The sequence below is a fragment of the Enterobacter sp. UNJFSC 003 genome, assembly GCF_036903355.1.
Lineage (GTDB): Bacteria > Pseudomonadota > Gammaproteobacteria > Enterobacterales > Enterobacteriaceae > Enterobacter.
Window position 1 is genome coordinate 180,973 of record NZ_JBAKHK010000004.1, and the last position, 26,094, is coordinate 207,066.

General features: G+C 54.4%; 21 protein-coding genes and 1 pseudogene. 18 read left to right on the forward strand and 4 right to left on the reverse strand.

The annotated features are described in order from the left end of the window. The first annotated feature begins 1 nt into the window (after nt 1). Both thrC and V5P19_RS12945 read left to right on the forward strand, forming a co-directional pair. On the forward strand, nt 2-1,288 hold the full coding sequence (gene thrC / locus V5P19_RS12940; RefSeq protein WP_334403835.1) for a threonine synthase: 1,287 nt from the start codon (nt 2-4) through the stop codon (nt 1,286-1,288). Nucleotides 1,289-1,489: 201 nt separating this feature from the next. After that, entirely contained in the window at nt 1,490-1,792 is a 303-nt protein-coding gene (locus V5P19_RS12945) for a DUF2502 domain-containing protein (RefSeq protein WP_334403837.1), read from the forward strand. Between the two features lie 31 nt (nt 1,793-1,823). Here the strand turns inward: V5P19_RS12945 and yaaA are convergent, their stop codons facing one another. Beyond that, complete coding sequence (gene yaaA, locus V5P19_RS12950; protein ID WP_334403839.1) at nt 1,824-2,597, reverse strand: peroxide stress protein YaaA; 774 nt, start codon at nt 2,595-2,597, stop codon at nt 1,824-1,826. Nucleotides 2,598-2,663: 66 nt separating this feature from the next. Continuing rightward, a complete protein-coding gene (locus V5P19_RS12955) occupies nt 2,664-4,094 on the reverse strand; it encodes a sodium:alanine symporter family protein (protein ID WP_334403841.1) in 1,431 nt (476 codons plus the stop codon). 262 nt (nt 4,095-4,356) lie between these two features. On the opposite strand from V5P19_RS12955, the gene tal reads away from it, so the two are divergent. The 3 genes from tal (at nt 4,357) to V5P19_RS12970 (ending at nt 7,420) form a co-directional block, all read left to right on the forward strand. Further along, the gene (gene tal / locus V5P19_RS12960) at nt 4,357-5,310 is read left to right on the forward strand and encodes a transaldolase (RefSeq protein ID WP_334403843.1); all 954 of its coding nucleotides are present in this window, start codon (nt 4,357-4,359) and stop codon (nt 5,308-5,310) included. Between the two features lie 110 nt (nt 5,311-5,420). Continuing rightward, nucleotides 5,421-6,008, forward strand: coding sequence for a molybdopterin adenylyltransferase (mog, locus tag V5P19_RS12965; protein ID WP_334403846.1), 588 nt, complete (start codon nt 5,421-5,423; stop codon nt 6,006-6,008). A 122-nt stretch (nt 6,009-6,130) separates the two neighbouring features. Beyond that, entirely contained in the window at nt 6,131-7,420 is a 1,290-nt protein-coding gene (locus V5P19_RS12970) for an MFS transporter (RefSeq protein WP_334403848.1), read from the forward strand. Between the two features lie 48 nt (nt 7,421-7,468). Here the strand turns inward: V5P19_RS12970 and satP are convergent, their stop codons facing one another. After that, nucleotides 7,469-8,035: an acetate uptake transporter gene (gene satP / locus V5P19_RS12975; RefSeq protein ID WP_334403851.1), complete on the reverse strand. Its 567-nt coding sequence runs from the start codon at nt 8,033-8,035 to the stop codon at nt 7,469-7,471. A 295-nt stretch (nt 8,036-8,330) separates the two neighbouring features. Between satP and dnaK the strand changes: the two genes are divergently transcribed. The 4 genes from dnaK (at nt 8,331) to nhaR (ending at nt 13,782) form a co-directional block, all read left to right on the forward strand. Then, entirely contained in the window at nt 8,331-10,244 is a 1,914-nt protein-coding gene (dnaK, locus tag V5P19_RS12980; RefSeq protein ID WP_334403853.1) for a molecular chaperone DnaK, read from the forward strand. An 84-nt stretch (nt 10,245-10,328) separates the two neighbouring features. Then, nucleotides 10,329-11,474 carry a molecular chaperone DnaJ gene (gene dnaJ / locus V5P19_RS12985; protein WP_334403856.1) on the forward strand — a complete coding sequence of 382 codons (1,146 nt, stop codon included), beginning with the start codon at nt 10,329-10,331 and terminating at the stop codon, nt 11,472-11,474. A gap of 174 nt (nt 11,475-11,648) precedes the next feature. Continuing rightward, nucleotides 11,649-12,824 (forward strand): Na+/H+ antiporter NhaA, encoded by a 1,176-nt coding sequence (nhaA, locus tag V5P19_RS12990; protein WP_334403858.1) that lies wholly within the window; start codon nt 11,649-11,651, stop codon nt 12,822-12,824. 58 nt (nt 12,825-12,882) lie between these two features. Then, nucleotides 12,883-13,782: a transcriptional activator NhaR gene (nhaR, locus tag V5P19_RS12995; RefSeq protein WP_334403860.1), complete on the forward strand. Its 900-nt coding sequence runs from the start codon at nt 12,883-12,885 to the stop codon at nt 13,780-13,782. Nucleotides 13,783-13,839: 57 nt separating this feature from the next. Here the strand turns inward: nhaR and rpsT are convergent, their stop codons facing one another. Then, nucleotides 13,840-14,103 carry a 30S ribosomal protein S20 gene (gene rpsT, locus V5P19_RS13000; protein ID WP_003856458.1) on the reverse strand — a complete coding sequence of 88 codons (264 nt, stop codon included), beginning with the start codon at nt 14,101-14,103 and terminating at the stop codon, nt 13,840-13,842. Nucleotides 14,104-14,204: 101 nt separating this feature from the next. On the opposite strand from rpsT, the pseudogene V5P19_RS13005 reads away from it, so the two are divergent. From V5P19_RS13005 to carB, 9 genes and pseudogenes are all read left to right on the forward strand, one after another. Further along, nucleotides 14,205-14,423: pseudogene (locus V5P19_RS13005) on the forward strand (DUF2575 domain-containing protein). Nucleotides 14,424-14,430: 7 nt separating this feature from the next. After that, nucleotides 14,431-15,369, forward strand: a complete 939-nt coding sequence (ribF, locus tag V5P19_RS13010) for a bifunctional riboflavin kinase/FAD synthetase (RefSeq protein WP_334403862.1) — start codon at nt 14,431-14,433, stop codon at nt 15,367-15,369. 34 nt (nt 15,370-15,403) lie between these two features. Next, nucleotides 15,404-18,220 (forward strand): isoleucine--tRNA ligase, encoded by a 2,817-nt coding sequence (ileS, locus tag V5P19_RS13015; RefSeq protein ID WP_334403864.1) that lies wholly within the window; start codon nt 15,404-15,406, stop codon nt 18,218-18,220. Then, complete coding sequence (gene lspA, locus V5P19_RS13020; RefSeq protein ID WP_334403866.1) at nt 18,220-18,720, forward strand: signal peptidase II; 501 nt, start codon at nt 18,220-18,222, stop codon at nt 18,718-18,720. The genes ileS and lspA overlap by 1 nt, the downstream gene beginning before the upstream one ends. A gap of 52 nt (nt 18,721-18,772) precedes the next feature. Further along, nucleotides 18,773-19,222, forward strand: a complete 450-nt coding sequence (gene fkpB / locus V5P19_RS13025; protein WP_334403869.1) for an FKBP-type peptidyl-prolyl cis-trans isomerase — start codon at nt 18,773-18,775, stop codon at nt 19,220-19,222. Between the two features lies 1 nt (nt 19,223). Then, on the forward strand, nt 19,224-20,174 hold the full coding sequence (gene ispH / locus V5P19_RS13030) for a 4-hydroxy-3-methylbut-2-enyl diphosphate reductase (RefSeq protein WP_334403871.1): 951 nt from the start codon (nt 19,224-19,226) through the stop codon (nt 20,172-20,174). A gap of 205 nt (nt 20,175-20,379) precedes the next feature. Beyond that, entirely contained in the window at nt 20,380-21,201 is an 822-nt protein-coding gene (gene dapB, locus V5P19_RS13035) for a 4-hydroxy-tetrahydrodipicolinate reductase (protein ID WP_334403873.1), read from the forward strand. 453 nt (nt 21,202-21,654) lie between these two features. Next, complete coding sequence (carA, locus tag V5P19_RS13040) at nt 21,655-22,803, forward strand: glutamine-hydrolyzing carbamoyl-phosphate synthase small subunit (protein WP_334403874.1); 1,149 nt, start codon at nt 21,655-21,657, stop codon at nt 22,801-22,803. A gap of 18 nt (nt 22,804-22,821) precedes the next feature. Then, nucleotides 22,822-26,046, forward strand: coding sequence for a carbamoyl-phosphate synthase large subunit (gene carB / locus V5P19_RS13045; RefSeq protein WP_334403876.1), 3,225 nt, complete (start codon nt 22,822-22,824; stop codon nt 26,044-26,046). Nucleotides 26,047-26,094 lie beyond the last annotated feature (48 nt).

Below are 26,094 nucleotides of genomic sequence, written 5' to 3' on the forward strand. Positions count from 1 at the left end.
AATGAAACTCTACAATCTTAAAGATCATAACGAGCAGGTCAGCTTCGCGCAGGCGGTGACTCAGGGGCTGGGCAAAAATCAGGGGCTGTTCTTCCCCCATGACCTGCCAGAATTTCCGCTTACCGATGTTGATGCGCTGCTGAAGCAGGATTTTGTTACCCGCAGCGCCAAAATTCTGTCTGCGTTTATCGGCGACGAAATCCCGCAGGAGCTGCTGGAAGAGCGCGTGCGCGCGGCGTTCGCTTTCCCGGCGCCAGTAAAGCAGGTCGAGCCGGATATTGGCTGTCTGGAGCTGTTCCACGGACCAACGCTTGCGTTTAAAGACTTCGGCGGGCGCTTTATGGCGCAGATGCTGACCCACATCAGCGGCGACAAGCCGGTGACAATTCTGACCGCGACCTCCGGTGATACCGGTGCGGCAGTGGCTCATGCCTTTTATGGGCTGAAGAATGTGCGCGTGGTGATTCTCTATCCGAAAGGCAAGATCAGTCCGCTGCAGGAAAAACTCTTCTGTACCCTTGGCGGCAACATTGAAACCGTGGCGATCGACGGTGATTTCGATGCCTGTCAGGCGCTGGTTAAACAGGCGTTCGATGACGAAGAACTGAAAGTGGCGCTGGGCCTGAACTCGGCCAACTCCATTAACATTAGCCGCCTGCTGGCGCAGATCTGCTACTACTTCGAAGCGGTGGCGCAGCTGCCGCAGGAAGCACGCAATCAGCTGGTGGTCTCCGTTCCAAGCGGAAACTTTGGTGACCTGACGGCAGGCCTGCTGGCAAAATCTCTTGGGCTGCCGGTGAAGCGCTTTATCGCTGCAACCAATGCTAATGACACCGTACCGCGCTTCCTGAAAGACGGTAAATGGGCGCCAAATGCGACTCAGGCTACGCTGTCTAATGCCATGGACGTGAGCCAGCCAAACAACTGGCCGCGCGTGGAGGAGCTGTTCCGCCGTAAGGTGTGGCGTCTGGGCGATCTGGGCTACGCGGCGGTAACCGATGAAACCACCAAAGCCACCCTGCGAGAGCTGAAAGCAGTAGGTTACACCTCTGAGCCGCACGCGGCGATTGCTTACCGTGCGCTGCGCGATCAGCTTAATCCGGGTGAATATGGTCTGTTCCTGGGCACCGCGCATCCTGCGAAGTTCAAAGAGAGCGTGGAAGCGATTCTGGGTGAAACGCTGCCGCTGCCAAAAGAGCTGGCTGACCGCGCCGACCTTCCGCTTTTGTCCCATGAGCTGCCAGCGGACTTTGCCGCGCTGCGTAAGCTGATGATGACTCGAGCGTAATGTCCCTGGCCGGGATGGCGCTGCGGTGCCACCCGGCTTTTTTATGGAGAAATTAAGGAGAAAAATAGCAGTAAAAAAGCAAAAATTCTCAATAAATGCGGTCACTTAGCGTTTAGGATTGCAGAGAATTACATCCCCTATTCCTCTCGCGTAATCTCCTTACATCGGCCCACGTTGGGCAAGAATAATAAGGAGTCACCTATGTCAAAACTGAAACCCGCGCTCATCGCACTTTCACTGATGCTGGTCGCTCCTATGGCGGTTCAGGCTGCGGAGATCACTCTTGTGCCCGCTGTAAAACTGCAGATTGGCGACCAGGATAATAACGGACACTACTGGGACGGCGGCCGCTGGCGCGACCATGACTGGTGGAAATCTCATTATGACTGGCGTGATAACCACTGGCGTCCACATGATGAGCATCGTAAACATGACGATCGCCATGAAGACCACCACGATCGTCACGACGATCGCCACTCAGGCCCGGACTGGAAGCATCACTAATGCAAACCCCGCCAACTGGCGGGGTTTTGTTTTACAGCTCGTGGCGTTTAAACACCAGTTCGCCTTTCCCTGACGCTTCTGCGTCAAAGAAATAGCCCTCACTCTTGAACCCGGTCAGCTGCTCGGGTTTTGTCAGGCGGTTTTGAATGATGTAGCGGCTCATCAGTCCACGCGCTTTTTTGGCATAGAAGCTGATGACCTTAAACTTACCGTTTTTCTCATCGAGGAAGACGGGCTTGATGATGTCCGCATTCAGCTTCTTCGGCTTCACGGACTTGTAGTATTCATCAGAAGCCAGGTTAATCACGATATTATCGCCCTGAGCATGCAGCGCAGCGTTAAGTTTGTCGGTGATGATGTCACCCCAGAAATGGTACAGGTCTTTGCCTTTGGCATTTTCCAGACGAATACCCATTTCCAGACGATAGGGTTGCATTAGGTCCAGCGGGCGCAGTACGCCATACAGACCTGACAGCATGCGCAGATGCTGTTGGGCAAAATCGAAGTCGGCTTCGCTGAACGATTCCGCCTGCAGGCCGGTATAGACATCGCCTTTAAAGGCCAAAAGCGCCTGACGTGCGTTCGCTGGCGTGAAATCCGGGTGCCATTCATGGAAACGGGTCGCGTTCAGATCCGCAAGTTTATCGCTGATGCTCATCAGCGAGGCGATTTGCGGCGCAGAGAGCTTGCGCGCTTCGCGGATGAGCTGTTGCGAATAGTCCAGCAGTTCAGGCTGGGTATAACGCTCGGTAGCGAGCGGGCTCTGGTAGTCGAGCGTTTTGGCAGGTGAAATCAGAATCAGCATATCCAGTCCTTGCAGGAAATTTAGAGCGACTTTAACAAAAAATCGCCCTGAATTGATCGATAGCTGTTATTGCCGCGGTAAATCATTCCACGCGCCGGGGGCGATTTGCGCTTCAATGTCGGGGTAACGCGAGGCATCAAATACCGGCGGGATCCCAAGCTTGCGCTGGCGTAGGTAGTCCCGGGCAATGAGCGTGACCACCGGAGAGAGCAGCAATATTGCCGTCAGGTTGGTGATTGCCATCAGCGCCATAATGACGTCCGCCAGTTCCCAGACCAGCGGCATGCTGAGCAGGGCACCGGACATTATCATGGCTACTACCCCCACGCGCAGCAGGTTACGCGAATGCCTCGAGTCTACCTTCAGGAAGATGAGGTTGTTCTCCGCATAGATGTAATTCACCGTGATCGAACTAAAGGCAAAAAGTCCCACGATCAATGAGACGAAGCCTGCCCCCCAGACGCCGACAAGATTAACCAACGCCTGCTGGACAAGCTGGATCCCAACGGTCTCTGATGGATGAGGGAGAGGGCCGGCCAGCAGCACGATCATCGCGCTGGCGGAGCAGATGATGATGGTATCCGTAAAAACGCCAATCATCTGTACGATGCCTTGTGCGGCCGGGTGAGGGGGCCACGATGCGGCGGTGGCGGCGGCATTCGGCGTTGAGCCCATGCCGGCCTCATTGGAAAACATGCCCCGCTGAAAGCCTGCCGTTAGCGCCTGGCTAAGGGTATAGCCCAGCGCCCCTGACGCCGCTTCTCGCCAGCCAAAGGCACTCTTAAATATGGTGGCTATCACGCCCGGAAGCTGTTCGATGTTGAGCACAGTCACGAGCAGACTGGCGGCAACCCAGAGCAACGCCATGATGGGAACAAACCACTGCATCAGACGGGCAACGCCCTTAAGGCCGGTAGAGATGGCGATCAGGGTGAGAAGTGCTAAAACGGCGCCGCTGACCCACTCAGGCCACGCGAAGGCGTAGCGCAAAGCATGGGCAACGGAATTGGCCTGCACGGTATTGAAGATGAGGCCGTAAGCGATAAGCAAGAAGACGGAGAACAGCACGCCCATCCAGCGCATTCCCAGCCCGCGTGCCATGTACCAGGCCGGGCCGCCGCGAAACTGGCCGTTATTGTCTTTTTCTTTGTAGAGCTGTGCCAGAGAGCATTCGGCAAATGCGGTGGCCATGCCGATCATTGCCGTGACCCACATCCAGAAGATGGCACCCGGCCCCCCGGCGCTAATGGCCAGCGCCACCCCCGCCAGATTGCCACTGCCGACGCGCGCGGCGAGGCTGGTGCAGAGGGCCTGAAACGACGTTAATCCGCCCGGCTGTGGGGTGACGCTGTTTTTCAGACTTCTGCCAAATTTGCGAATATAGCGAAACTGGATAAAACCGCTGCGTAACGTAAACCAAATACCTGCTCCCAAAAGCAGGTATATCATTATCGAACCCCATAGGATTTCATTGATAAAGAAAAGGAAATCAGGCATTAACGTCCCTCATGTTGATGCCAAAGTGAATATGTAAGCGCTACCACTGATTGAGCATGCTGTTGCTTAGCAGCCTGTTAATAATCGCAGTTTATCATACTCTGTCTAAGCGCACTGTCTGCGGTTGCGCTGCCTCTCCGTCGTGTTATCATCAGGGCAGACCGGTTACATCCCCCTAACAAGTAAACCTGTCATTTTTCCGCTGCAGGCATGCTGTCGGTAGCGTGAATTATCCAGGGCACGTTAAAAGAGAAACACTATCATGACGGATAAATTGACCTCCCTTCGTCAGTTCACCACTGTCGTAGCTGACACCGGAGATATCGCGGCAATGAAGCTGTACCAGCCGCAGGATGCCACAACCAACCCTTCTCTGATCCTTAACGCCGCGCAGATCCCTGAGTATCGCAAACTGATCGACGACGCTGTGACCTGGGCGAAAGCACAGAGCAACGACCGCGCGCAGCAGGTTGTTGATGCTACTGACAAACTGGCAGTGAACATTGGTCTCGAGATCCTGAAACTGGTTCCGGGCCGTATCTCTACCGAAGTAGATGCACGCCTTTCCTACGACACCGAAGCATCTATCGCGAAAGCAAAACGTCTGATCAAAATGTATAACGATGCTGGCATCAGCAACGACCGCATCCTGATCAAGCTGGCTTCTACCTGGCAGGGCATCCGCGCTGCAGAGCAGCTGGAAAAAGACGGCATCAACTGTAACCTGACCCTGCTGTTCTCCTTCGCGCAGGCACGTGCATGTGCTGAAGCGGGCGTATACCTGATTTCTCCGTTCGTGGGCCGTATTCTGGACTGGTACAAAGCCAACACCGACAAGAAAGAGTACGCACCTTCTGAAGATCCGGGCGTGGTTTCCGTTACTGAAATCTACGAATACTACAAGCAGCACGGCTATGAGACTGTTGTTATGGGCGCAAGCTTCCGTAACGTCGGTGAAATCATTGAGCTGGCTGGCTGTGACCGTCTGACCATCGCCCCTGCACTGCTGAAAGAGCTGGCAGAGAGCGAAGGCGCACTCGAGCGTAAACTGTCCTACACCGGTGAAGTGAAAGCACGCCCAGAGCGCATCACTGAATCCGAGTTCCTGTGGCAGCACAACCAGGATCCAATGGCGGTAGACAAACTGGCGGACGGTATCCGTAAGTTTGCTGTTGACCAGGGCAAACTGGAAAAAATGATCGGCGACCTGCTGTAATCATTCCGCGTGACCGGGCTTCCGGTCACGCTACTTCTTTCGTACTCTGTCTGAATTTCCCCTCTGCGTGTATCATTCCCTTTAATCAGTATTTTTTGAATGGAATGGCTATGAATACCTTACGCATCGGCCTCGTGTCGATTTCTGACCGCGCCTCCAGCGGTGTTTACCAGGATAAAGGCATCCCTGCTCTGGAAGCGTGGCTGGGCGCTGCACTGACAACCCCTTTTGAAATTCAAACCCGCCTGATCCCCGATGAACAGCCGATCATCGAGCAGACCCTGTGTGAACTGGTGGATGAAATGAGTTGCCACCTTGTGCTGACCACGGGGGGAACCGGGCCCGCTCGCCGCGACGTGACGCCGGATGCCACTCTGGCCATTGCCGATCGTGAAATGCCGGGCTTTGGCGAGCAAATGCGACAGATCAGCCTACACTTTGTGCCTACGGCGATCCTCTCCCGCCAGGTGGGCGTGATCCGCAAACAGGCGTTAATCCTGAACCTGCCGGGCCAGCCGAAGTCGATCAAAGAAACGCTGGAAGGGCTGAAAGCGGAAGACGGCAGCGTCATTGTGCAGGGTATCTTCGCCAGTGTACCGTATTGTATACAGCTGCTGGACGGTCCGTATGTGGAAACTAACAATAACGTCGTAGCAGCATTTCGTCCTAAAAGCGCGCGTCGCGAAACAATCTCCTGAAATTAACCAATATGTGACATTAGCTGAAGCGACGGTAGCGTGGTAAAGGTTTTACGGTATAGTAATTTTTTCTTTACGTTTACTGTAAAAATAAATCCACAATACAAGACAAATGGTTCGCTATGTCACATAACACCCGACCTCTGAATCGACAGGACTACAAAACGCTCACCCTCGCCGCGTTGGGCGGGGCGCTGGAGTTTTACGATTTCATCATCTTTGTCTTCTTCGCCGCCGTGGTGGGAGAGCTTTTCTTCCCGGCGGATATCCCGGAGTGGCTGCGTCAGGTGCAAACCTTCGGCATTTTTGCCGCCGGATATCTCGCCCGTCCGTTGGGCGGCATTGTAATGGCACACTTTGGCGATCTGGTGGGTCGTAAGAAGATGTTTACCCTCAGCATTCTTCTGATGGCCGTGCCAACGCTTGCCATTGGTCTGCTGCCGACCTACGCCTCCATGGGCATTGTTGCTCCGTTACTGCTGTTGCTGATGCGCCTCCTGCAGGGGGCAGCGATTGGCGGAGAAGTGCCCGGGGCATGGGTGTTTGTGGCCGAGCATGTGCCGGCGCGCCGTATTGGCATCGCCTGTGGCACGCTCACTGCGGGGCTGACCGTCGGGATATTGTTGGGATCGGTGGTGGCTACCCTCGTCAACACCAGTATGACCCAGCAGGCCGTGCATGAGTGGGGCTGGCGTCTTCCTTTCCTGTTGGGGGGCGCATTTGGTCTGGTGGCGATGTACCTGCGCCGCTGGCTGCAGGAGACGCCGATTTTCCTCGAAATGCAGCAGCGCAAGGCCCTGGCTCAAGAACTGCCGGTTAAGGCCGTGGTGGTACGCCACAGAAGTGCGGTCGTGGTGTCGATGCTGCTTACCTGGCTGCTGTCGGCGGGGATCGTGGTGGTGATTTTGATGTCACCTGTCTGGTTGCAAAAGCAGTACGGTTTCGCCCCAGCGGTGACGCTGCAGGCCAACAGTATCGCGACCATTATGCTCTGTTTTGGCTGTCTGGCTGCTGGCCTGGCCGTTGACCGTTTTGGCCCAAGCTTGACTTTTATCGTCGGCAGCCTGCTGCTGGCGGCGTCGAGCTGGGCGTTCTACCATCTTGCGGGCGGCCATCCTGAGCAACTGTTCTTATTGTACGGAGTGGTGGGGCTGTGCGTCGGTGTGGTCGGCGCCGTGCCGTACGTGATGGTGCGCGCGTTCCCGCCTGAGGTTCGCTTCACCGGCATCTCGTTTTCCTACAACGTCTCTTATGCCATCTTCGGTGGATTGACACCGATTGCCGTGACCGTGCTGATGAGCGTGTCGCCGATGGCTCCGGCCTGGTATGTACTGGCGCTTTCGTTGATGGGGCTAGTGCTAGGCGTTTGGCTGCATCAGAAACCGATTGGAGAGCCGATACTCGGCAGATAATGCCTTACAGGAAGGCGATACGTGCCCGCAGAGCGGGCACGTAGAGGATCAGTGTTTTTCACCAATCGGCAGAATGGTGCGGCCGAACTGTTCGTTCAGCACTTCACCCATTGCCAGGTATATAGCGCTTGCGCCACACACCAGACCAATCCAGCCTGCAACGTGAACGATGCCTTCGTTGTCCACCAGATGACCCATCGCCAGCAGGGCGAACAGCACGGTCAGGCTCAGGAAGACGAACTGCAGTGCGCGGTTAGCCTTGAGGGTGCCGAAGAACATGAACAGCGTGAAGACGCCCCACAGGCCCAGGTATACCCCAAGGAAGTGTGCGTTTGCCGCGTCTGCCAGCCCCATTTTAGGCATCAGAAGAATCGCCACCAGAGTCAGCCAGAAGGAGCCGTAAGAGGTAAATGCGGTTAAGCCGAAGGTATTGCCTTTCTTATATTCCAGCAGGCCCGCGAAGATTTGTGCGATACCGCCATAGAAAATGCCCATCGCCAGGATAATGCCGTCCATCGGGAACATCCCAATATTGTGCAGGTTCAGCAGGATAGTGGTCATGCCAAAACCCATCAGGCCCAGCGGAGCCGGATTAGCCAACTTAGTGTTGCCCATAAGTCCTCAAAAAATCATCATTAATATGGTGAAATGGTTAAACCCTCGTCAATTCTCCCTGACGGGGCGCGGCATCATAATGGGCGCCATCGATGCCGTCTATGATCTGATCAGGGTGAAATTAAAAATTTTTTTATCATTGCCCCCTTGATGGATGCCGTTGCGACCCCATCTTGTAAGCAACCGCAGTGTGTGGACCTGAAAAAAACAAATCTGGGCAGTTGAAAAAGCACGTTCTGCCCTTATTACAGGTACACAACCACATGTTGACTGAATTTTTAGTGGAGACGTTTAGATGGGTAAAATTATTGGTATCGACCTGGGTACTACCAACTCTTGTGTAGCGATTATGGATGGCACTACTGCACGTGTGCTGGAGAACGCCGAGGGCGATCGCACCACGCCTTCTATCATTGCATATACCCAGGATGGTGAAACTCTGGTTGGTCAGCCGGCTAAACGTCAGGCAGTGACAAACCCGCAAAACACCTTGTTTGCGATTAAACGCCTGATTGGTCGCCGCTTCCAGGACGAAGAAGTGCAGCGTGATGAAGCGATCATGCCGTACAAAATCATCGGTGCTGACAACGGTGATGCATGGATTGATGTAAAAGGTCAGAAAATGGCACCGCCGCAGATCTCTGCTGAAGTGCTGAAAAAAATGAAGAAAACGGCTGAAGATTACCTGGGCGAACCAGTAACTGAAGCGGTTATCACCGTTCCTGCATACTTCAATGATGCTCAGCGTCAGGCAACAAAAGATGCTGGCCGTATCGCAGGTCTGGAAGTCAAACGTATCATCAACGAACCAACCGCAGCGGCTCTGGCCTACGGTCTGGATAAAGAAGTTGGCAACCGTACTATCGCGGTTTACGACTTGGGTGGTGGTACCTTCGATATCTCTATTATCGAAATCGACGAAGTTGACGGCGAAAAAACCTTTGAAGTTCTGGCAACCAATGGTGATACCCACCTGGGTGGCGAAGACTTCGATAGCCGTATGATCAACTACCTCGTTGATGAGTTTAAGAAAGATCAGGGCATCGACCTGCGCAATGACCCGCTGGCAATGCAGCGCCTGAAAGAAGCCGCTGAGAAAGCGAAGATTGAACTCTCTTCTGCTCAGCAGACCGACGTTAACCTGCCGTACATTACTGCAGATGCGTCTGGTCCAAAACACATGAACATCAAAGTGACGCGTGCGAAACTGGAAAGCCTGGTAGAAGACCTGGTAAACCGTTCAATCGAGCCGCTGAAAGTTGCACTGCAGGATGCGGGCCTGTCCGTTTCTGACATCCAGGACGTAATCCTGGTGGGTGGTCAGACACGTATGCCAATGGTTCAGAAGAAAGTGGCTGAATTCTTTGGTAAAGAGCCACGCAAAGACGTTAACCCGGACGAAGCCGTTGCTATCGGTGCTGCTGTTCAGGGTGGCGTACTGACAGGTGAAGTGAAAGACGTACTGCTGCTGGACGTTACCCCGCTGTCTCTGGGTATCGAAACCATGGGCGGTGTGATGACTGCACTCATCAACAAAAACACCACCATCCCGACGAAGCACAGCCAGGTGTTCTCTACCGCTGAAGACAATCAGTCTGCGGTAACCATCCATGTGATTCAGGGTGAACGTAAACGTGCGTCTGATAACAAGTCTCTGGGTCAGTTCAACCTGGACGGTATCAGCCCAGCACCTCGCGGCATGCCGCAGATCGAAGTCACCTTCGACATCGATGCCGACGGCATCCTGCACGTGTCAGCGAAAGACAAAAACAGCGGTAAAGAGCAGAAGATCACCATCAAGGCATCTTCTGGCCTGAACGAAGCTGAAATCGAAAAAATGGTTCGTGATGCAGAAGCTAACGCTGAATCCGACCGTAAGTTCGAAGAGCTGGTTCAGACCCGTAACCAGGGTGACCATCTGCTGCACAGCACCCGTAAGCAGGTTGAAGAAGCAGGCGATAAACTGCCAGCGGAAGACAAAACGGCTATCGAAGCTGCACTGAGCGCGCTCGAATCCTCACTGAAAGGTGAAGATAAAGCAGACATCGAAGCGAAGATGCAGGCGCTGGCACAGGTTTCCCAGAAGCTGATGGAAATCGCACAGCAGCAGCACGCACAACAGCAGGCGGGCGCTGATGCTTCCCAGAACAACGCGAAGGACGACGACGTTGTCGACGCTGAGTTCGAAGAAGTGAAAGACAAAAAATAATCGCCCTTTGAACGGGTAATTACTGGCACGGGCGAAGAGGTTTCCTCTCCGCCCGTGCACGCATGTTAGGGGCAGATAAAAAAGATGGCGAAGCTAGACTATTACGAGATTTTAGGCGTTTCCAAAACAGCGGAAGAGCGTGAAATCAAAAAGGCGTATAAGCGCCTGGCCATGAAATATCACCCGGATCGCAATCAGGGTGATAAAGAGGCTGAAGCCAAATTTAAAGAGATTAAAGAAGCCTACGAAATCCTGACCGATGCACAAAAACGTGCGGCCTATGACCAGTACGGTCATGCAGCCTTTGAACAGGGCGGCATGGGCGGCGGTGGATTCGGCGGCGGCGGCTTTGGCGGCGGCGCAGATTTCGGCGATATCTTCGGCGATGTGTTCGGCGACATTTTCGGCGGTGGCCGCGGTCGTCAGCGTGCCGCGCGCGGGGCAGATCTGCGTTACAACATGGATCTGACGCTGGAAGAAGCGGTTCGCGGCGTTACTAAAGAGATCCGTATCCCGACGCTGGAAGAGTGTGACATTTGCCACGGCAGTGGCGCGAAAGCGGGAACCCAGCCGCAAACCTGTCCAACCTGTCACGGTTCTGGTCAGGTGCAGATGCGTCAGGGCTTCTTTGCGGTTCAGCAGGCCTGTCCACACTGTCATGGTCGCGGAACGCTGATTAAAGATCCGTGCACCAAATGTCACGGCCACGGTCGCGTCGAGAAAACCAAAACCCTGTCCGTTAAAATCCCGGCAGGCGTTGATACGGGCGACCGTATCCGTCTGACAGGCGAAGGTGAAGCAGGCGAACACGGTGCGCCAGCTGGAGATCTGTACGTTCAGGTACAGGTTAAGCAGCACGCTATTTTCGAACGTGAAGGCAACAACCTGTATTGCGAAGTCCCTATTAACTTCGCGATGGCGGCACTGGGCGGCGAAATCGAAGTACCGACACTGGATGGTCGTGTCAACCTGAAAGTGCCTGGCGAAACCCAGACCGGTAAGCTGTTCCGTATGCGCGGCAAAGGTGTGAAATCTGTACGCGGTGGTGCGCAGGGGGACCTGCTGTGTCGCGTGGTGGTAGAAACGCCGGTTGGCCTGAACGACAAGCAGAAACAGTTGCTGAAAGAGCTGCAGGAAAGTTTTGGCGGCCCGACGGGCGAGAAGAACAGCCCACGTTCCAAAAGCTTCTTTGATGGCGTCAAAAAATTCTTCGATGATTTGACCCGCTAATCCGCTAGTCGATTTTCATCCTCAAAAAGCCCGGAAGTGATTCCGGGCTTTTTCTTTTGTAGCAATATAGTTCGGCAAAACTGAATATATACTCAATATTAACCTGCTTTTGCCGATCTATTTAGCTTGGTATTATGGTTTTAACGAGGTATTGTTGTAAAAGAGAGAATTAAAGTGAAATTACTCCACCGTTTCTTTAGCAGTGAAGCATCCAGCGGCGTCATTTTGATCATCGCTGCTGCGGCCGCAATGGTGTTAGCCAACTCAGGCATCACCCGCGATCTCTATCATGCGTTTCTGGAAACGCCCGTCGAACTAAAAGTGGGTGTACTGGAAATCAACAAGAACATGCTGCTGTGGATCAACGATGCGTTGATGGCGGTGTTCTTCCTGCTGGTAGGACTTGAGGTGAAGCGTGAGCTGGTGCTGGGCTCGCTTGCCAGCCGTCAGCGTGCTGCGTTTCCGATGATTGCCGCGCTCGGCGGAATGATCGTTCCGGCGCTGCTCTTCCTGGCGTTCACCTGGCAGGATCCCATCGCCCGACATGGTTGGGCGATCCCGGCGGCAACGGATATCGCGTTTGCGCTCGGGGTGCTGGCATTATTGGGAAGCCGCGTACCGGTCGCGTTGAAAATCTTCCTGATGGCGCTGGCGATCATTGATGACTTGGGCGCAATTGTGATTATCGCGCTGTTTTATACCAGCGAGCTTTCACTCCTGTCTCTGAGCGTTGCCGCCGGAGCTATTGCGGTACTGGCATTGCTGAATATTTTTAATGTCCGTCGTATCGGTATCTATGTGCTGGTCGGGATGGTGCTGTGGACGGCAGTGTTGAAATCGGGCGTTCATGCCACGCTGGCTGGAGTGATTGTCGGGTTCTTCGTTCCGCTTAAGCCGCAGGATGGCAAATCACCCGCGAAGCAGCTGGAGCACGTACTTCACCCGTGGGTAGCCTTTATGATCCTGCCGCTGTTTGCGTTTGCCAACGCGGGGGTGTCGCTTGAAGGGGTGACCCTGGAAGGGCTGACCTCAATGTTACCGCTGGGCATTATTGCCGGGTTATTCATCGGTAAGCCGCTCGGCATTAGCCTGTTCTGCTGGCTGGCGCTGAAATTGAAGCTGGCGTCGCTGCCGCATGGTACCTCCTTCAATCACATTATGGCGGTGGGCGTGCTGTGCGGAATTGGCTTTACGATGTCGATTTTTATCTCGACGCTGGCGTTCGGTGCGCACGCGCCTGAACTTATCGTCTGGGCAAAACTCGGCATTCTCATCGGCTCATTACTGGCTGCAGTTGTTGGTTATACCTTGCTAAAGGTGAAATTGTCCGGACAGGTCGTCCAGGCATAACAGGAAACCGGGAGAAGGGTGACCTTCTCCCGATACACGATCAGGGAGCGAAGACGCGATGTCTCATTTAAATTACAACCATCTTTACTACTTCTGGCACGTCTATAAGCAGGGCTCGGTCGTAGGCGCAGCAGAAGCACTCTACCTAACGCCGCAAACCATCACCGGGCAAATCAAGGCGCTGGAAGAACGTTTGCAGGGCAAGCTGTTCAAGCGTAAGGGCCGCGGGATTGAACCAAGCGAACTGGGCGAACTGGTTTTCCGCTATGCGGACAAGATGTTCACCCTGAGTCAGGAGATGCTGGATATCGTCAACTACCGCAAAGAGTCTAACCTGCTCTTTGATGTGGGGGTGGCAGATGCGCTGTCGAAAAGGCTGGTAAGCGGCGTGCTGGATGCTGCCGTGGTTGAAGATGAGCAAATTCACCTGCGCTGCTTTGAATCCACCCACGAGATGCTGCTGGAGCAGCTTAGCCAGCATAAGCTGGATATGATTATCTCAGACTGCCCCATCGACTCGACGCAGCAGGAAGGGCTGTTCTCGGTAAAAATTGGCGAATGCGGTGTAAGCTTCTGGTGCATTAACCCGCCACCGGAAAAACCATTCCCGGCCTGCCTGGAAGAACGCCGTTTGCTGGTGCCTGGAAGACGTTCAATGCTGGGACGCAAGTTACTGAACTGGTTTAACTCGCAGGGACTGAAGGTGGAGATCCTGGGAGAATTCGACGATGCGGCGCTGATGAAAGCCTTTGGCGAAGCGCATAACGCAATCTTTGTGGCACCAACGCTTTACGCGCACGATCTCTATATGGACAACAGGATTACGGAGATTGGCAGGGTGGATAATGTGATGGAGGAGTATCACGCGATATTTGCTGAAAGAATGATTCAGCATCCGGCAGTACAGCGTATCTGCAATCGTGACTACTCAGCGTTGTTTACGCCACCTGCAAAATGAAGGTATAAAAAAACCCGCGTTAAGCGGGTTCTTTAAACAAGCAACAACAAGTAGCGATTAAGCCAGTTTGTTGATCTGCGCGGTCAGGTTTGCTTTATGACGCGCTGCTTTGTTTTTGTGGATCAGACCTTTAGCAGCCTGACGGTCCACGATTGGTTGCATTTCGTTAAATGCGTTCTGCGCTGCAGCTTTGTCGCCAGCTTCGATTGCTGCGTATACTTTCTTGATGAAAGTACGCATCATAGAGCGACGGCTTGCGTTGTGCTTACGAGCCTTTTCAGACTGTACGGCACGTTTCTTAGCTGATTTGATATTAGCCAAGTCCAACTCCCAAATATGATCTATGTGGACAATTCAAAGGCCGAGGAATATGCCCTCTCTGCCTTCTTTTGTCAATGGATTTGTGCAAATAAGCGCCGTTAATTAGCGACGCTTGGTTACGTAGTGATGGCGCAGGATTCTACCAGCTTGTCTTCCGTGAATACAGCTTTTCGGCATAAAAATCGCAGTTCGCGGGCAGATTTTTTTACTGAGAAAGGTCAGCATGATGAAATCATTACGGCTTTCTGTTTTGTGTGAACAATCGTCGGTTAACCTTAACCGCTGTACAAGGTATACTTTGGCGATTTTCACTGTTTTGAGCCAGACATGAAGCTGATACGCGGCATACATAATCTCAGCAAAGCCCCGCACGGGTGCGTGCTGACCATTGGTAATTTCGACGGCGTGCATCGTGGGCATCAGGCGCTGTTGCAGGGATTGCGTAAAGAAGGGGAGGCGCGTGGCCTGCCCGTTGTAGTGATGATTTTCGAGCCTCAGCCGCTGGAACTGTTTGCCGGCGATAAATCGCCTGCCCGCCTCACTCGCCTGCGTGAGAAGCTGCGCTATCTGGCTGAGTCCGGTGTGGACTACGTCTTGTGCCTGCGTTTTGATCGTCGCTTTGCCGCGCTGACAGCACAAAATTTTGTCAGTGACCTGCTGGTCAATCGTCTTGGCGTACAGTTTCTGGCAGTGGGGGATGATTTCCGCTTTGGCGCTGGTCGTCAGGGCGATTTCTTGCTATTACAGAAGGCTGGCCTGGAGTACGGTTTTGACGTCACTAGTGCGATGACCTTCTGTGAAGGCGGCGTTCGCGTCAGCAGCACGGCGGTTCGGCAGGCGCTCGCCAATGATGAACTGGACACGGCAGAAAACCTGCTGGGGCATCCGTTCACTATTTCAGGTCGCGTGGTCCACGGTGATGCGCTGGGCCGTACCATTGGTTTCCCGACGGCGAATATCCCGCTGCGTCGTCAGGTCTCCCCGGTTAAAGGGGTCTATGCGGTGGAAGTCGCAGGCCTCGGCGATAACCCGTTCTACGGTGTCGCCAACATTGGCACACGCCCAACGGTCGCGGGAGTGCGACAGCAGCTAGAAGTCCATCTGCTGGACGTTGTAATGGACCTTTATGGTCGCCATATAGATGTAATACTGCGTAAAAAAATACGCAATGAGCAGCGATTTGCTTCGCTGGACGAACTTAAGGCGCAAATCGCGCGAGATGAATTAACGGCCCGTGAGTTTTTTGGGCTATCAAACCCGGCTTAAATGCCTACGTGATAAATACGGAACCGAGAATCTGATGAGTGACTATAAATCAACCCTGAATTTGCCGGAAACAGGGTTCCCGATGCGCGGCGACCTCGCCAAGCGTGAACCGGGAATGCTGGCGCGTTGGACCGATGATGACCTGTACGGCATCATTCGTGCAGCCAAAAAAGGCAAAAAAACCTTCATTCTGCATGATGGCCCTCCATATGCGAATGGCAGCATTCATATTGGTCACTCTGTTAACAAGATTCTGAAAGACATTATCGTGAAGTCCAAAGGCCTCACGGGATTTGACTCGCCTTACGTTCCGGGCTGGGACTGCCACGGTTTGCCAATCGAACTCAAAGTTGAGCAAGAGTTTGGCAAGCCGGGTGAGAAGTTCACCGCCGCAGAATTCCGCGCGAAATGCCGCGAATATGCCGCGACGCAGGTTGATGGTCAGCGCGCTGACTTCATCCGTCTGGGCGTCTTGGGCGACTGGTCGCATCCGTACCTGACCATGGACTTCAAAACCGAAGCCAACATCATCCGTGCGCTGGGGAAAATCATCGGCAACGGCCACCTGCACAAAGGCGCGAAGCCGGTGCACTGGTGCGTAGACTGCCGCTCTGCGCTTGCCGAAGCGGAAGTGGAGTATTACGACAAAACCTCTCCGTCTATCGATGTGGCGTTCCACGCGGTCGATCAGGATGCAGTGAAAGCTAAATTTGGCGTCTCCTCCGTTAACGGCCCGATCTCTCTGGTTATCTGGACCACTACTCCGTGGACGCTGCCAGCCAACCGTGCGATCTCGCTGTCCGGCGAGTTTGAATATGCACTGGTGCAGGTTGACGGTCAGGCGGTAATCCTGGCGAAAGATCTGGTTGAAAGCGTGCTGAAACGCGCGCACATCGCGGATTACACCGTGCTGGGCACCGTAAAAGGCGATGCGCTGGAGCTGATGCGCTTTAAACACCCATTCCTGGATTTTGATGTTCCGGCGATCCTGGGCGATCACGTGACGCTGGAAGCGGGTACCGGTGCGGTTCATACCGCCGGTGGCCACGGTCCTGACGACTACAACATCAGCCTGAAGTACGGTCTGGAAATCGCAAACCCGGTTGGCCCAGACGGCTCTTACCTGCCTGGCACCTACCCGGCGCTGGACGGTATCAACGTCTTTAAAGCGAACGATATTATCGTCGATATGCTGCGCACCAGCGGCGCGCTGCTGCACGTTGAAAAAATGCAGCACAGCTATCCGTGCTGCTGGCGTCACAAGTCACCGATCATCTTCCGTGCGACCCCGCAGTGGTTCGTCAGCATGGACCAGAAAGGCCTGCGCGAGCAGTCGCTGAAAGAGATCAAAGGCGTGCAGTGGATCCCTGACTGGGGTCAGGCGCGTATTGAATCCATGGTCGCTAACCGTCCTGACTGGTGTATCTCCCGTCAGCGTACCTGGGGCGTACCGATGTCTCTGTTTGTACACAAAGAGACGCAGGAGCTGCACCCGAACACGCTCGAACTGATGGAAGAAGTCGCTAAGCGTGTCGAAGTGGACGGTATTCAGGCGTGGTGGGATCTCGACTCCCGCGATATCCTGGGCGCTGATGCTGATAGCTACGAAAAAGTACCCGATACCCTGGACGTGTGGTTCGACTCCGGTTCAACCCACTCTTCGGTAGTGGATGTGCGTCCTGAGTTTGCGGGTCATGCTGCCGATATGTATCTGGAAGGTTCTGACCAACACCGTGGCTGGTTCATGTCATCGCTGATGATCTCCACCGCCATGAAAGGCAAAGCACCTTATCGTCAGGTTCTGACCCACGGTTTCACTGTTGATGGCCAGGGCCGTAAGATGTCCAAGTCTATCGGTAACACCGTCTCTCCTCAGGATGTGATGAACAAACTGGGTGCGGATATCCTGCGTCTGTGGGTGGCATCTACCGATTACACCGGTGAAATGGCGGTGTCTGACGAAATCCTGAAACGTGCTGCCGACAGCTATCGTCGTATCCGTAACACCGCACGCTTCCTGCTGGCGAACCTGAACGGTTTCGATCCGGTAAAAGACATGGTGAAACCGGAAGAGATGGTGGTGCTGGATCGCTGGGCAGTCGGCTGCGCGAAAGCGGCGCAGGACGATATCCTGAAAGCCTATGAGTCTTACGATTTCCACGAAGTGGTTCAGCGCCTGATGCGTTTCTGCTCCATCGAGATGGGGTCGTTCTACCTCGACATCATCAAAGACCGCCAGTACACCGCGAAAGCGGACAGCGTGGCGCGTCGTAGCTGCCAGACCGCGCTCTTCCACATCGCAGAAGCGCTGGTGCGCTGGATGGCGCCGATCATGTCCTTCACCGCAGATGAAATCTGGGGCTACCTGCCAGGCGACCGTGAGAAGTATGTCTTCACCGGCGAGTGGTACGAAGGTCTGTTCGATCTCTCCAGCACCGAAGCGATGAACGATGCCTTCTGGGATGCGCTGCTGAAAGTACGTGGCGAAGTGAACAAGGTTATCGAGCAAGCGCGTGCCGACAAGAAAGTGGGTGGCTCTCTGGAAGCGGCAGTGACCCTGTACGCAGAGCCAGAGCTGGCGGCGAAATTGACGGCGTTGGGCGATGAATTGCGATTTGTCCTGTTGACCTCAGGGGCGAAAGTTGCGGATTATGCCGCGGCGCCTGCTGATGCTCAGCAGAGCGAACTGCTCAAAGGGCTGAAAATCGCGCTGAGTAAAGCCGAAGGTGATAAATGTCCGCGTTGCTGGCATTACACCACTGATGTCGGTCAGGTGGCGGAACACGCAGAGATCTGCGGACGCTGTGTAAGCAACGTCGCCGGTGACGGCGAGAAACGTAAGTTTGCCTGATGAGTAAAACTCTCTGTTCAACGGGACTGCGCTGGCTGTGGCTGGTTGTGGCGGTGCTGATAATTGATTTGGGTAGCAAGTACCTTATCCTCCAGAACTTTGCTCTGGGGGATACGGTTCCGCTGTTCCCGTCGCTTAACCTGCACTATGCACGTAACTACGGCGCGGCGTTTAGTTTCCTTGCTGATAGCGGTGGCTGGCAGCGCTGGTTCTTTGCAGGTATTGCTATCGGTATCTGCGTGATCCTGGCGGTGCTGATGTACCGTTCGAAAGCGACGCAAAAGCTGAATAACATTGCCTACGCGCTGATCATTGGCGGTGCGTTAGGTAATCTGTTTGACCGCCTGTGGCACGGCTTTGTGGTCGATATGATCGACTTCTACGTCGGCGACTGGCATTTCGCGACCTTTAACCTGGCCGATACTGCAATTTGCATCGGTGCAGCGTTAATCGTACTGGAAGGTTTCTTGCCTAAACCGGCGGCGAAAGAGCAGGCGTAACACACTCGCCCGGTGGCGTTATGCTACCGGGTAAAACAAGCGAGTCATTTGCATGTCTAAATCCGTACAGAGCAACAGCGCGATCCTCGTTCACTTCACGCTGAAACTGGATGATGGTTCCACGGCAGAATCCACCCGCAACAACGGCAAACCTGCCCTGTTTCGCCTTGGCGACACCTCTCTTTCTGAAGGCCTTGAGCAACAGCTTCTTGGCTTGAAAGAGGGTGAGAAAAAGGCGTTTTCGCTAGAGCCTGACGCGGCATTTGGTGTGCCAAGCCCGGACCTGATCCAGTATTTCTCGCGTCGTGAGTTTATGAACGCGGGCGAGCCGGAAATGGGGGCAATTATGCTCTTTACCGCTATGGACGGCAGCGAAATGCCTGGTGTGATCCGCGAAATCAACGGTGATTCCATCACGGTTGACTTCAACCATCCGCTTGCCGGGCGTACCGTTCATTTTGATGTTGAAGTGCTGGAGATTGACCCAGCACTGGAGGCCTGAAATGCAGATCCTGTTGGCTAACCCGCGCGGCTTCTGCGCCGGTGTAGACCGCGCTATCAGCATTGTTGAAAACGCGCTGGAGATTTACGGCGCGCCGATTTATGTGCGTCACGAAGTGGTGCATAACCGTTATGTGGTTGATAGCCTTCGTGAGCGCGGCGCTATCTTCATCGAGCAGATAAGCGAAGTGCCGGATGGCGCGATTCTGATTTTCTCCGCGCACGGCGTTTCTCAGGCAGTACGTAATGAAGCGAAAAGTCGCGATTTGACCGTGTTCGACGCCACCTGCCCGCTGGTAACCAAGGTACATATGGAAGTGGCGCGCGCCAGCCGCCGTGGTGAAGAGTCGATTCTGATTGGCCATGCGGGCCATCCGGAAGTGGAAGGCACCATGGGGCAGTACAGCAATCCGGAAGGGGGGATGTATCTGGTCGAGTCGCCGGAAGATGTCCTCACGCTGAACGTGAAAAACGAAGGGCGACTGTCGTTTATGACGCAGACAACGCTTTCCGTAGATGATACGTCCGACGTGATTGACGCATTGCGCCAGCGCTTTCCGAAAATCGTCGGGCCGCGTAAGGATGATATTTGCTACGCCACGACAAACCGCCAGGAAGCGGTGCGTGCGCTGGCTGAACAGGCTGATGTGGTGCTGGTTGTCGGCTCCAAAAACTCCTCTAACTCCAACCGACTGGCAGAACTGGCCCAGCGAATGGGGAAAGCTGCATTCCTGATTGATGACGCGACGGATATTCAGGAAGCGTGGGTCAAAAACGCGAACTGCATCGGCGTGACGGCAGGCGCTTCCGCACCGGATATTCTGGTGCAGAACGTCATTACTCGTCTGCAGGAGCTGGGCGGTGGCGAAGCCGTACCGCTGGAAGGTCGTGAAGAGAACATTGTTTTCGAAGTGCCGAAAGAGCTGCGTATCGACGCCCGTGAAGTGGAATAATCCCTTTTCTGATAAAAGGCCAGCACCTCCTGTGCTGGCCTTTTTTTTATCCCTTACTTTATCGTGACCACAAAATCATGTCTTTTACTGATATTTAAGGCGGTTTCACGTTAAATTCTAATTATAGGTGTTTTCAGTTGGCAGCCTCAGCGAAGGGTGGTTACTCTGAAAACGGTTTACATCATTTTAACGTAAGAGAATAACTATGCATGATGCACAGATCCGTGTCGCCATTGCGGGCGCGGGTGGACGTATGGGCCGTCAGCTGATTCAGGCGGCACTACAGATGGATGGCGTGGCGCTTGGCGCGGCGCTGGAGCGTGAAGGTTCATCGCTTCTGGGCACGGATGCGGGCGAGCTGGCTGGCGCTGGAAAGACGGGGGTCTGCGTGCAGAGCAGCCTGGATGCGGTCAAAGATGATTTTGATGTGTTCATCGATTTTACGCGCCCGGAAGGAACGTTGAACCATCTGGCATTTTGCCGTCAGCACGGTAAAGGAATGGTCATCGGTACCACTGGTTTTGATGATGCCGGTAAGCTTGCCATACAGGATGCTTCAAACGAGATCGCGATTGTCTTTGCTGCCAACTTTAGCGTTGGCGTCAACGTGATGCTGAAGCTGCTGGAGAAAGCAGCCAAAGTGATGGGCGACTATACCGACATTGAGATTGTCGAGGCGCATCACCGCTATAAAGTCGACGCGCCATCAGGCACGGCGCTTGCGATGGGTGAGGCAATTGCCCATGCAATGGATAAAGATTTGAAAGACGTCGCGGTCTATTCCCGTGAAGGGTATACGGGCGAACGCGTTCCGGGAACGATTGGTTTTGCCACCGTACGTGCGGGCGATATCGTCGGCGAACATACAGCGATGTTCGCCGATATTGGCGAACGTGTCGAGATTACGCATAAAGCCTCAAGCCGTATGACATTTGCGAACGGTGCCGTACGATCCGCTTTATGGTTAAAAGGCAAAGAAAATGGCCTTTTTGACATGCGAGACGTGCTAGATCTCAATAATTTGTAAGTATTATTACCCATCGTGATGTGGTTATTGCAGTCGTAATTACTTGATTGCATAGGGCAATATTTTATTGCCCTTTTATTTTCTCTTCTTTGTCTGTTTTTTTTCTCTAAATGCGCAAAAGATAACGACTTGATTGTATTTTGTGTTGCTTGAATGTAAATTTTGACCACTTGGTCCACTTTTTATTGTTCATACGGCTCTGTTTCTATTAAAGTCTCTGCGCAAGCGTTTCCCACAGTGATTTACCTGATCTTTTTATCGCTTAATCTGCATTTCAGCCACCAGGCGTGCAAAAGAATAAACAAAATATCCGTTTTCAGTTGACTTTCACCCACCAAATCCCCAGAATGCCGCCGTTTGCCGAAAATCCGCCGGCAGCAAATTTGCGTTGCTCATAACGTTGTTGTGAATTAATATGCAAATAAAGTGAGTGAATATTCTCTGGAGGGTGTTTTGATTAAGTCAGCGCTATTGGTTCTGGAAGACGGAACCCAGTTTATCGGTCGGGCCATAGGGGCAACAGGTTCGGCGGTTGGGGAAGTCGTTTTCAATACTTCAATGACCGGTTATCAAGAAATCCTCACTGATCCTTCCTATTCTCGCCAAATCGTTACTCTTACTTATCCTCATATCGGCAATGTCGGCACCAATGCTGCTGACGAAGAATCCTCTCAGGTGCATGCGCAAGGTTTGGTCATTCGCGACCTGCCGCTGATTGCCAGCAACTACCGCAACACTGAAGACCTCTCTTCTTATCTGAAGCGCCATAACATTGTGGCGATTGCCGATATCGATACCCGTAAGCTGACGCGCCTGCTACGGGAGAAAGGTGCGCAGAACGGCTGCATTATTGCGGGTGATAACCTGGACGCAGCCCTGGCGCTTGAAAAGGCGAAAGCCTTCCCGGGTCTGAACGGTATGGACCTGGCGAAAGAAGTGACCACCGCAGAAGCCTACAGCTGGACACAGGGGAGCTGGACGCTGGAAGGCGAATTGCCGGAAGCAAAACCCGAGAGCGAGCTGCCGTTCCACGTGGTGGCCTACGATTTTGGTGCCAAGCGCAACATCCTGCGCATGCTGGTTGACCGCGGCTGCCGCCTGACGATTGTTCCGGCGCAAACCTCGGCTGAAGAGGTGCTGAAGATGAGCCCGGATGGCATCTTCCTCTCCAACGGCCCCGGCGACCCGGCACCGTGCGATTACGCCATCGCCGCTATTAAGTCCTTCCTGGAAACCGACATTCCGGTATTCGGTATCTGCCTCGGCCATCAGCTGCTGGCGCTGGCGAGCGGTGCGAATACCATCAAGATGAAATTCGGTCACCACGGTGGTAACCATCCGGTGAAAGACATTGATAACAACACGGTGATGATTACCGCACAGAACCACGGTTTCGCGGTGGACGAAGCGTCCATGCCGGCGAACCTGCGCGTCACGCATAAATCACTGTTTGATGGCACCCTGCAGGGCATCCATCGCACCGATAAGCCTGCGTTCAGCTTCCAGGGACACCCGGAAGCCAGCCCGGGCCCGCACGATGCCGCGCCGCTGTTCGATCACTTCATCGAACTTATCGAGCAATACCGTAAGACCGCTAAATAATCAGGAGCTGAGAAGACAATGCCAAAACGTACAGACATAAAAAGCATCCTGATCCTCGGCGCTGGCCCGATTGTTATCGGCCAGGCCTGTGAATTCGACTACTCCGGCGCGCAGGCGTGTAAAGCCCTGCGTGAAGAGGGTTACCGCGTAATCCTGGTCAACTCTAACCCGGCCACGATCATGACCGACCCGGAAATGGCTGATGCAACCTACATTGAGCCGATTCACTGGGAAGTGGTGCGCAAAATCATTGAGAAAGAACGTCCGGACGCGGTGCTGCCAACCATGGGCGGCCAGACGGCGCTGAACTGCGCGCTGGAGCTGGAGCGTCAGGGTGTATTGGCAGAGTTCGGCGTCACCATGATTGGTGCGACCGCCGATGCGATTGATAAAGCAGAAGACCGTCGCCGTTTCGACGTGGCAATGAAGAAAATCGGTCTCGACACCGCGCGTTCTGGCATTGCGCACAACATGGAAGAAGCGCTGGCCGTTGCCGCTGACGTTGGCTATCCATGCATCATCCGTCCTTCCTTCACCATGGGCGGTACCGGCGGCGGTATCGCCTACAACCGCGAAGAGTTCGAAGAGATTTGCGAACGCGGTCTGGATCTTTCCCCAACCAAAGAGCTGCTGATTGATGAATCACTGATTGGCTGGAAAGAGTACGAGATGGAAGTGGTGCGTGATAGAAACGACAACTGCATCATTGTCTGCTCCATCGAAAACTTCGATGCGATGGGTATCCACACGGGCGACTCCATTACCGTTGCGCCAGCGCAAACGCTGACCGACAAAGAGTACCAAATCATGCGTAACGCCTCGATGGCGGTACTGCGTGAAATCGGCGTCGAAACCGGCGGCTCAAACGTGCAGTTCTCGGTGAACCCGAAAACTGGTCGCCTGATTGTTATCGAAATGAACCCGCGCGTGTCTCGTTCTTCAGCGCTGGCCTCTAAAGCAACCGGCTTCCCGATTGCGAAAGTGGCGGCGAAGCTGGCGGTGGGTTACACCCTCGACGAGCTGATGAACGACATCACCGGTGGCCGCACGCCTGCGTCCTTCGAGCCGTCCATCGACTACGTTGTCACCAAAATTCCACGCTTTAACTTCGAGAAGTTCGCGGGCGCGAACGACCGTCTGACCACCCAGATGAAATCAGTCGGCGAAGTGATGGCGATTGGCCGCACGCAGCAGGAATCCCTGCAGAAAGCGCTGCGCGGTCTGGAAGTGGGCGCGACCGGCTTTGACCCGAAAGTGAGCCTGGACGACCCGGAAGCGCTGACAAAAATCCGCCGCGAGCTGAAAGACGCGGGCGCAGAGCGTATCTGGTACATCGCCGATGCCTTCCGTGCGGGCCTGTCCGTCGACGGCGTGTTCAACCTGACCAACATCGACCGCTGGTTCCTGGTGCAGATTGAAGAGCTGGTGCGTCTGGAAGAGCAGGTAACAGAGCTGGGCATTACGGGTCTGGATGCTGACTTCCTGCGCGTGCTGAAGCGTAAAGGCTTCGCCGATGCGCGTCTGGCAAAACTGGCGGGCGTACGTGAAACCGAAATCCGCAAGCTGCGCGACCAGTATGACCTGCACCCGGTCTACAAGCGCGTGGACACCTGCGCGGCGGAATTCTCTACCGATACCGCGTACATGTACTCCACCTATGAAGACGAGTGCGAATCCAATCCGTCCGTAGACCGTGACAAAATTATGGTGCTGGGCGGTGGCCCAAACCGTATCGGCCAGGGCATCGAGTTTGATTACTGCTGCGTGCATGCCTCTCTTGCGCTGCGCGAAGACGGTTACGAGACCATCATGGTCAACTGTAACCCGGAAACCGTGTCTACCGACTACGATACCTCTGATCGTCTCTACTTCGAGCCGGTAACACTGGAAGACGTGCTGGAAATCGTACGTATCGAGAAGCCAAAAGGCGTTATCGTGCAGTACGGCGGACAGACCCCGCTGAAGCTGGCGCGCGCGCTGGAAGCGGCAGGTGTACCGGTTATCGGTACAAGCCCGGATGCGATTGACCGTGCAGAAGACCGCGAGCGTTTCCAGCAGGCGGTTGACCGCCTGAAGCTGAAACAGCCAGCAAACGCCACCGTCACCGCCATTGAGATGGCTGTAGAGAAAGCGAAGGATATCGGCTACCCGCTGGTTGTGCGTCCATCATACGTACTCGGCGGCCGCGCGATGGAAATCGTCTACGACGAAGCTGACCTGCGCCGTTACTTCCAGACGGCTGTCAGCGTCTCTAACGATGCGCCAGTGCTGCTCGACCGCTTCCTTGACGATGCGGTAGAGGTGGACGTTGACGCCATCTGCGACGGCGAAATGGTGCTGATTGGCGGTATCATGGAGCACATCGAACAGGCGGGCGTACACTCGGGTGACTCGGCATGTTCTCTGCCCGCCTACACGCTGAGCCAGGAAATTCAGGACGTTATGCGCCAGCAGGTGCAGAAGCTGGCCTTCGAACTGCAGGTCCGCGGCCTGATGAACGTCCAGTTCGCCGTGAAAGACAACGAAGTCTACCTGATTGAAGTGAACCCGCGTGCAGCGCGTACTGTCCCGTTCGTCTCCAAGGCCACCGGTGTTCCGCTGGCGAAAGTGGCGGCGCGCGTGATGGCAGGTCAGACGCTGGCTCAGCAGGGCGTGACCAAAGAGATCATCCCACCGTACTACTCGGTGAAAGAAGTGGTGCTGCCGTTCAACAAATTCCCGGGCGTTGACCCGCTGTTAGGGCCAGAAATGCGCTCTACCGGGGAAGTGATGGGCGTTGGGCGAACCTTTGCTGAAGCTTTCGCGAAGGCACAGCTGGGCAGTAGCTCTACCATGAGAAAATCGGGCCGTGCGCTGCTCTCCGTTCGCGAAGGCGATAAAGAGCGCGTGGTTGACCTGGCTGCTAAGCTGCTCAAACAGGGCTTCGAGCTGGATGCAACCCACGGTACGGCGATTGTGCTGGGTGAAGCTGGCATCAACCCGCGTCTGGTGAACAAGGTGCATGAAGGTCGTCCGCACATTCAGGACCGTATCAAGAATGGCGAATACACCTACATCATCAACACCACTGCTGGCCGTCAGGCGATTGAAGACTCCAAGCTGATTCGCCGCAGCGCACTGCAGTACAAAGTGCACTACGATACGACCCTGAACGGCGGTTTCGCTACAGCCATGGCGCTGAACGCAGACGCGACCGAGAAGGTGATTTCGGTGCAGGAAATGCACGCACAGATTAATAAGTAAGCCTGAATGCCCGGCAATCAACGATTGCCGGGCATTATCCCCACCTTC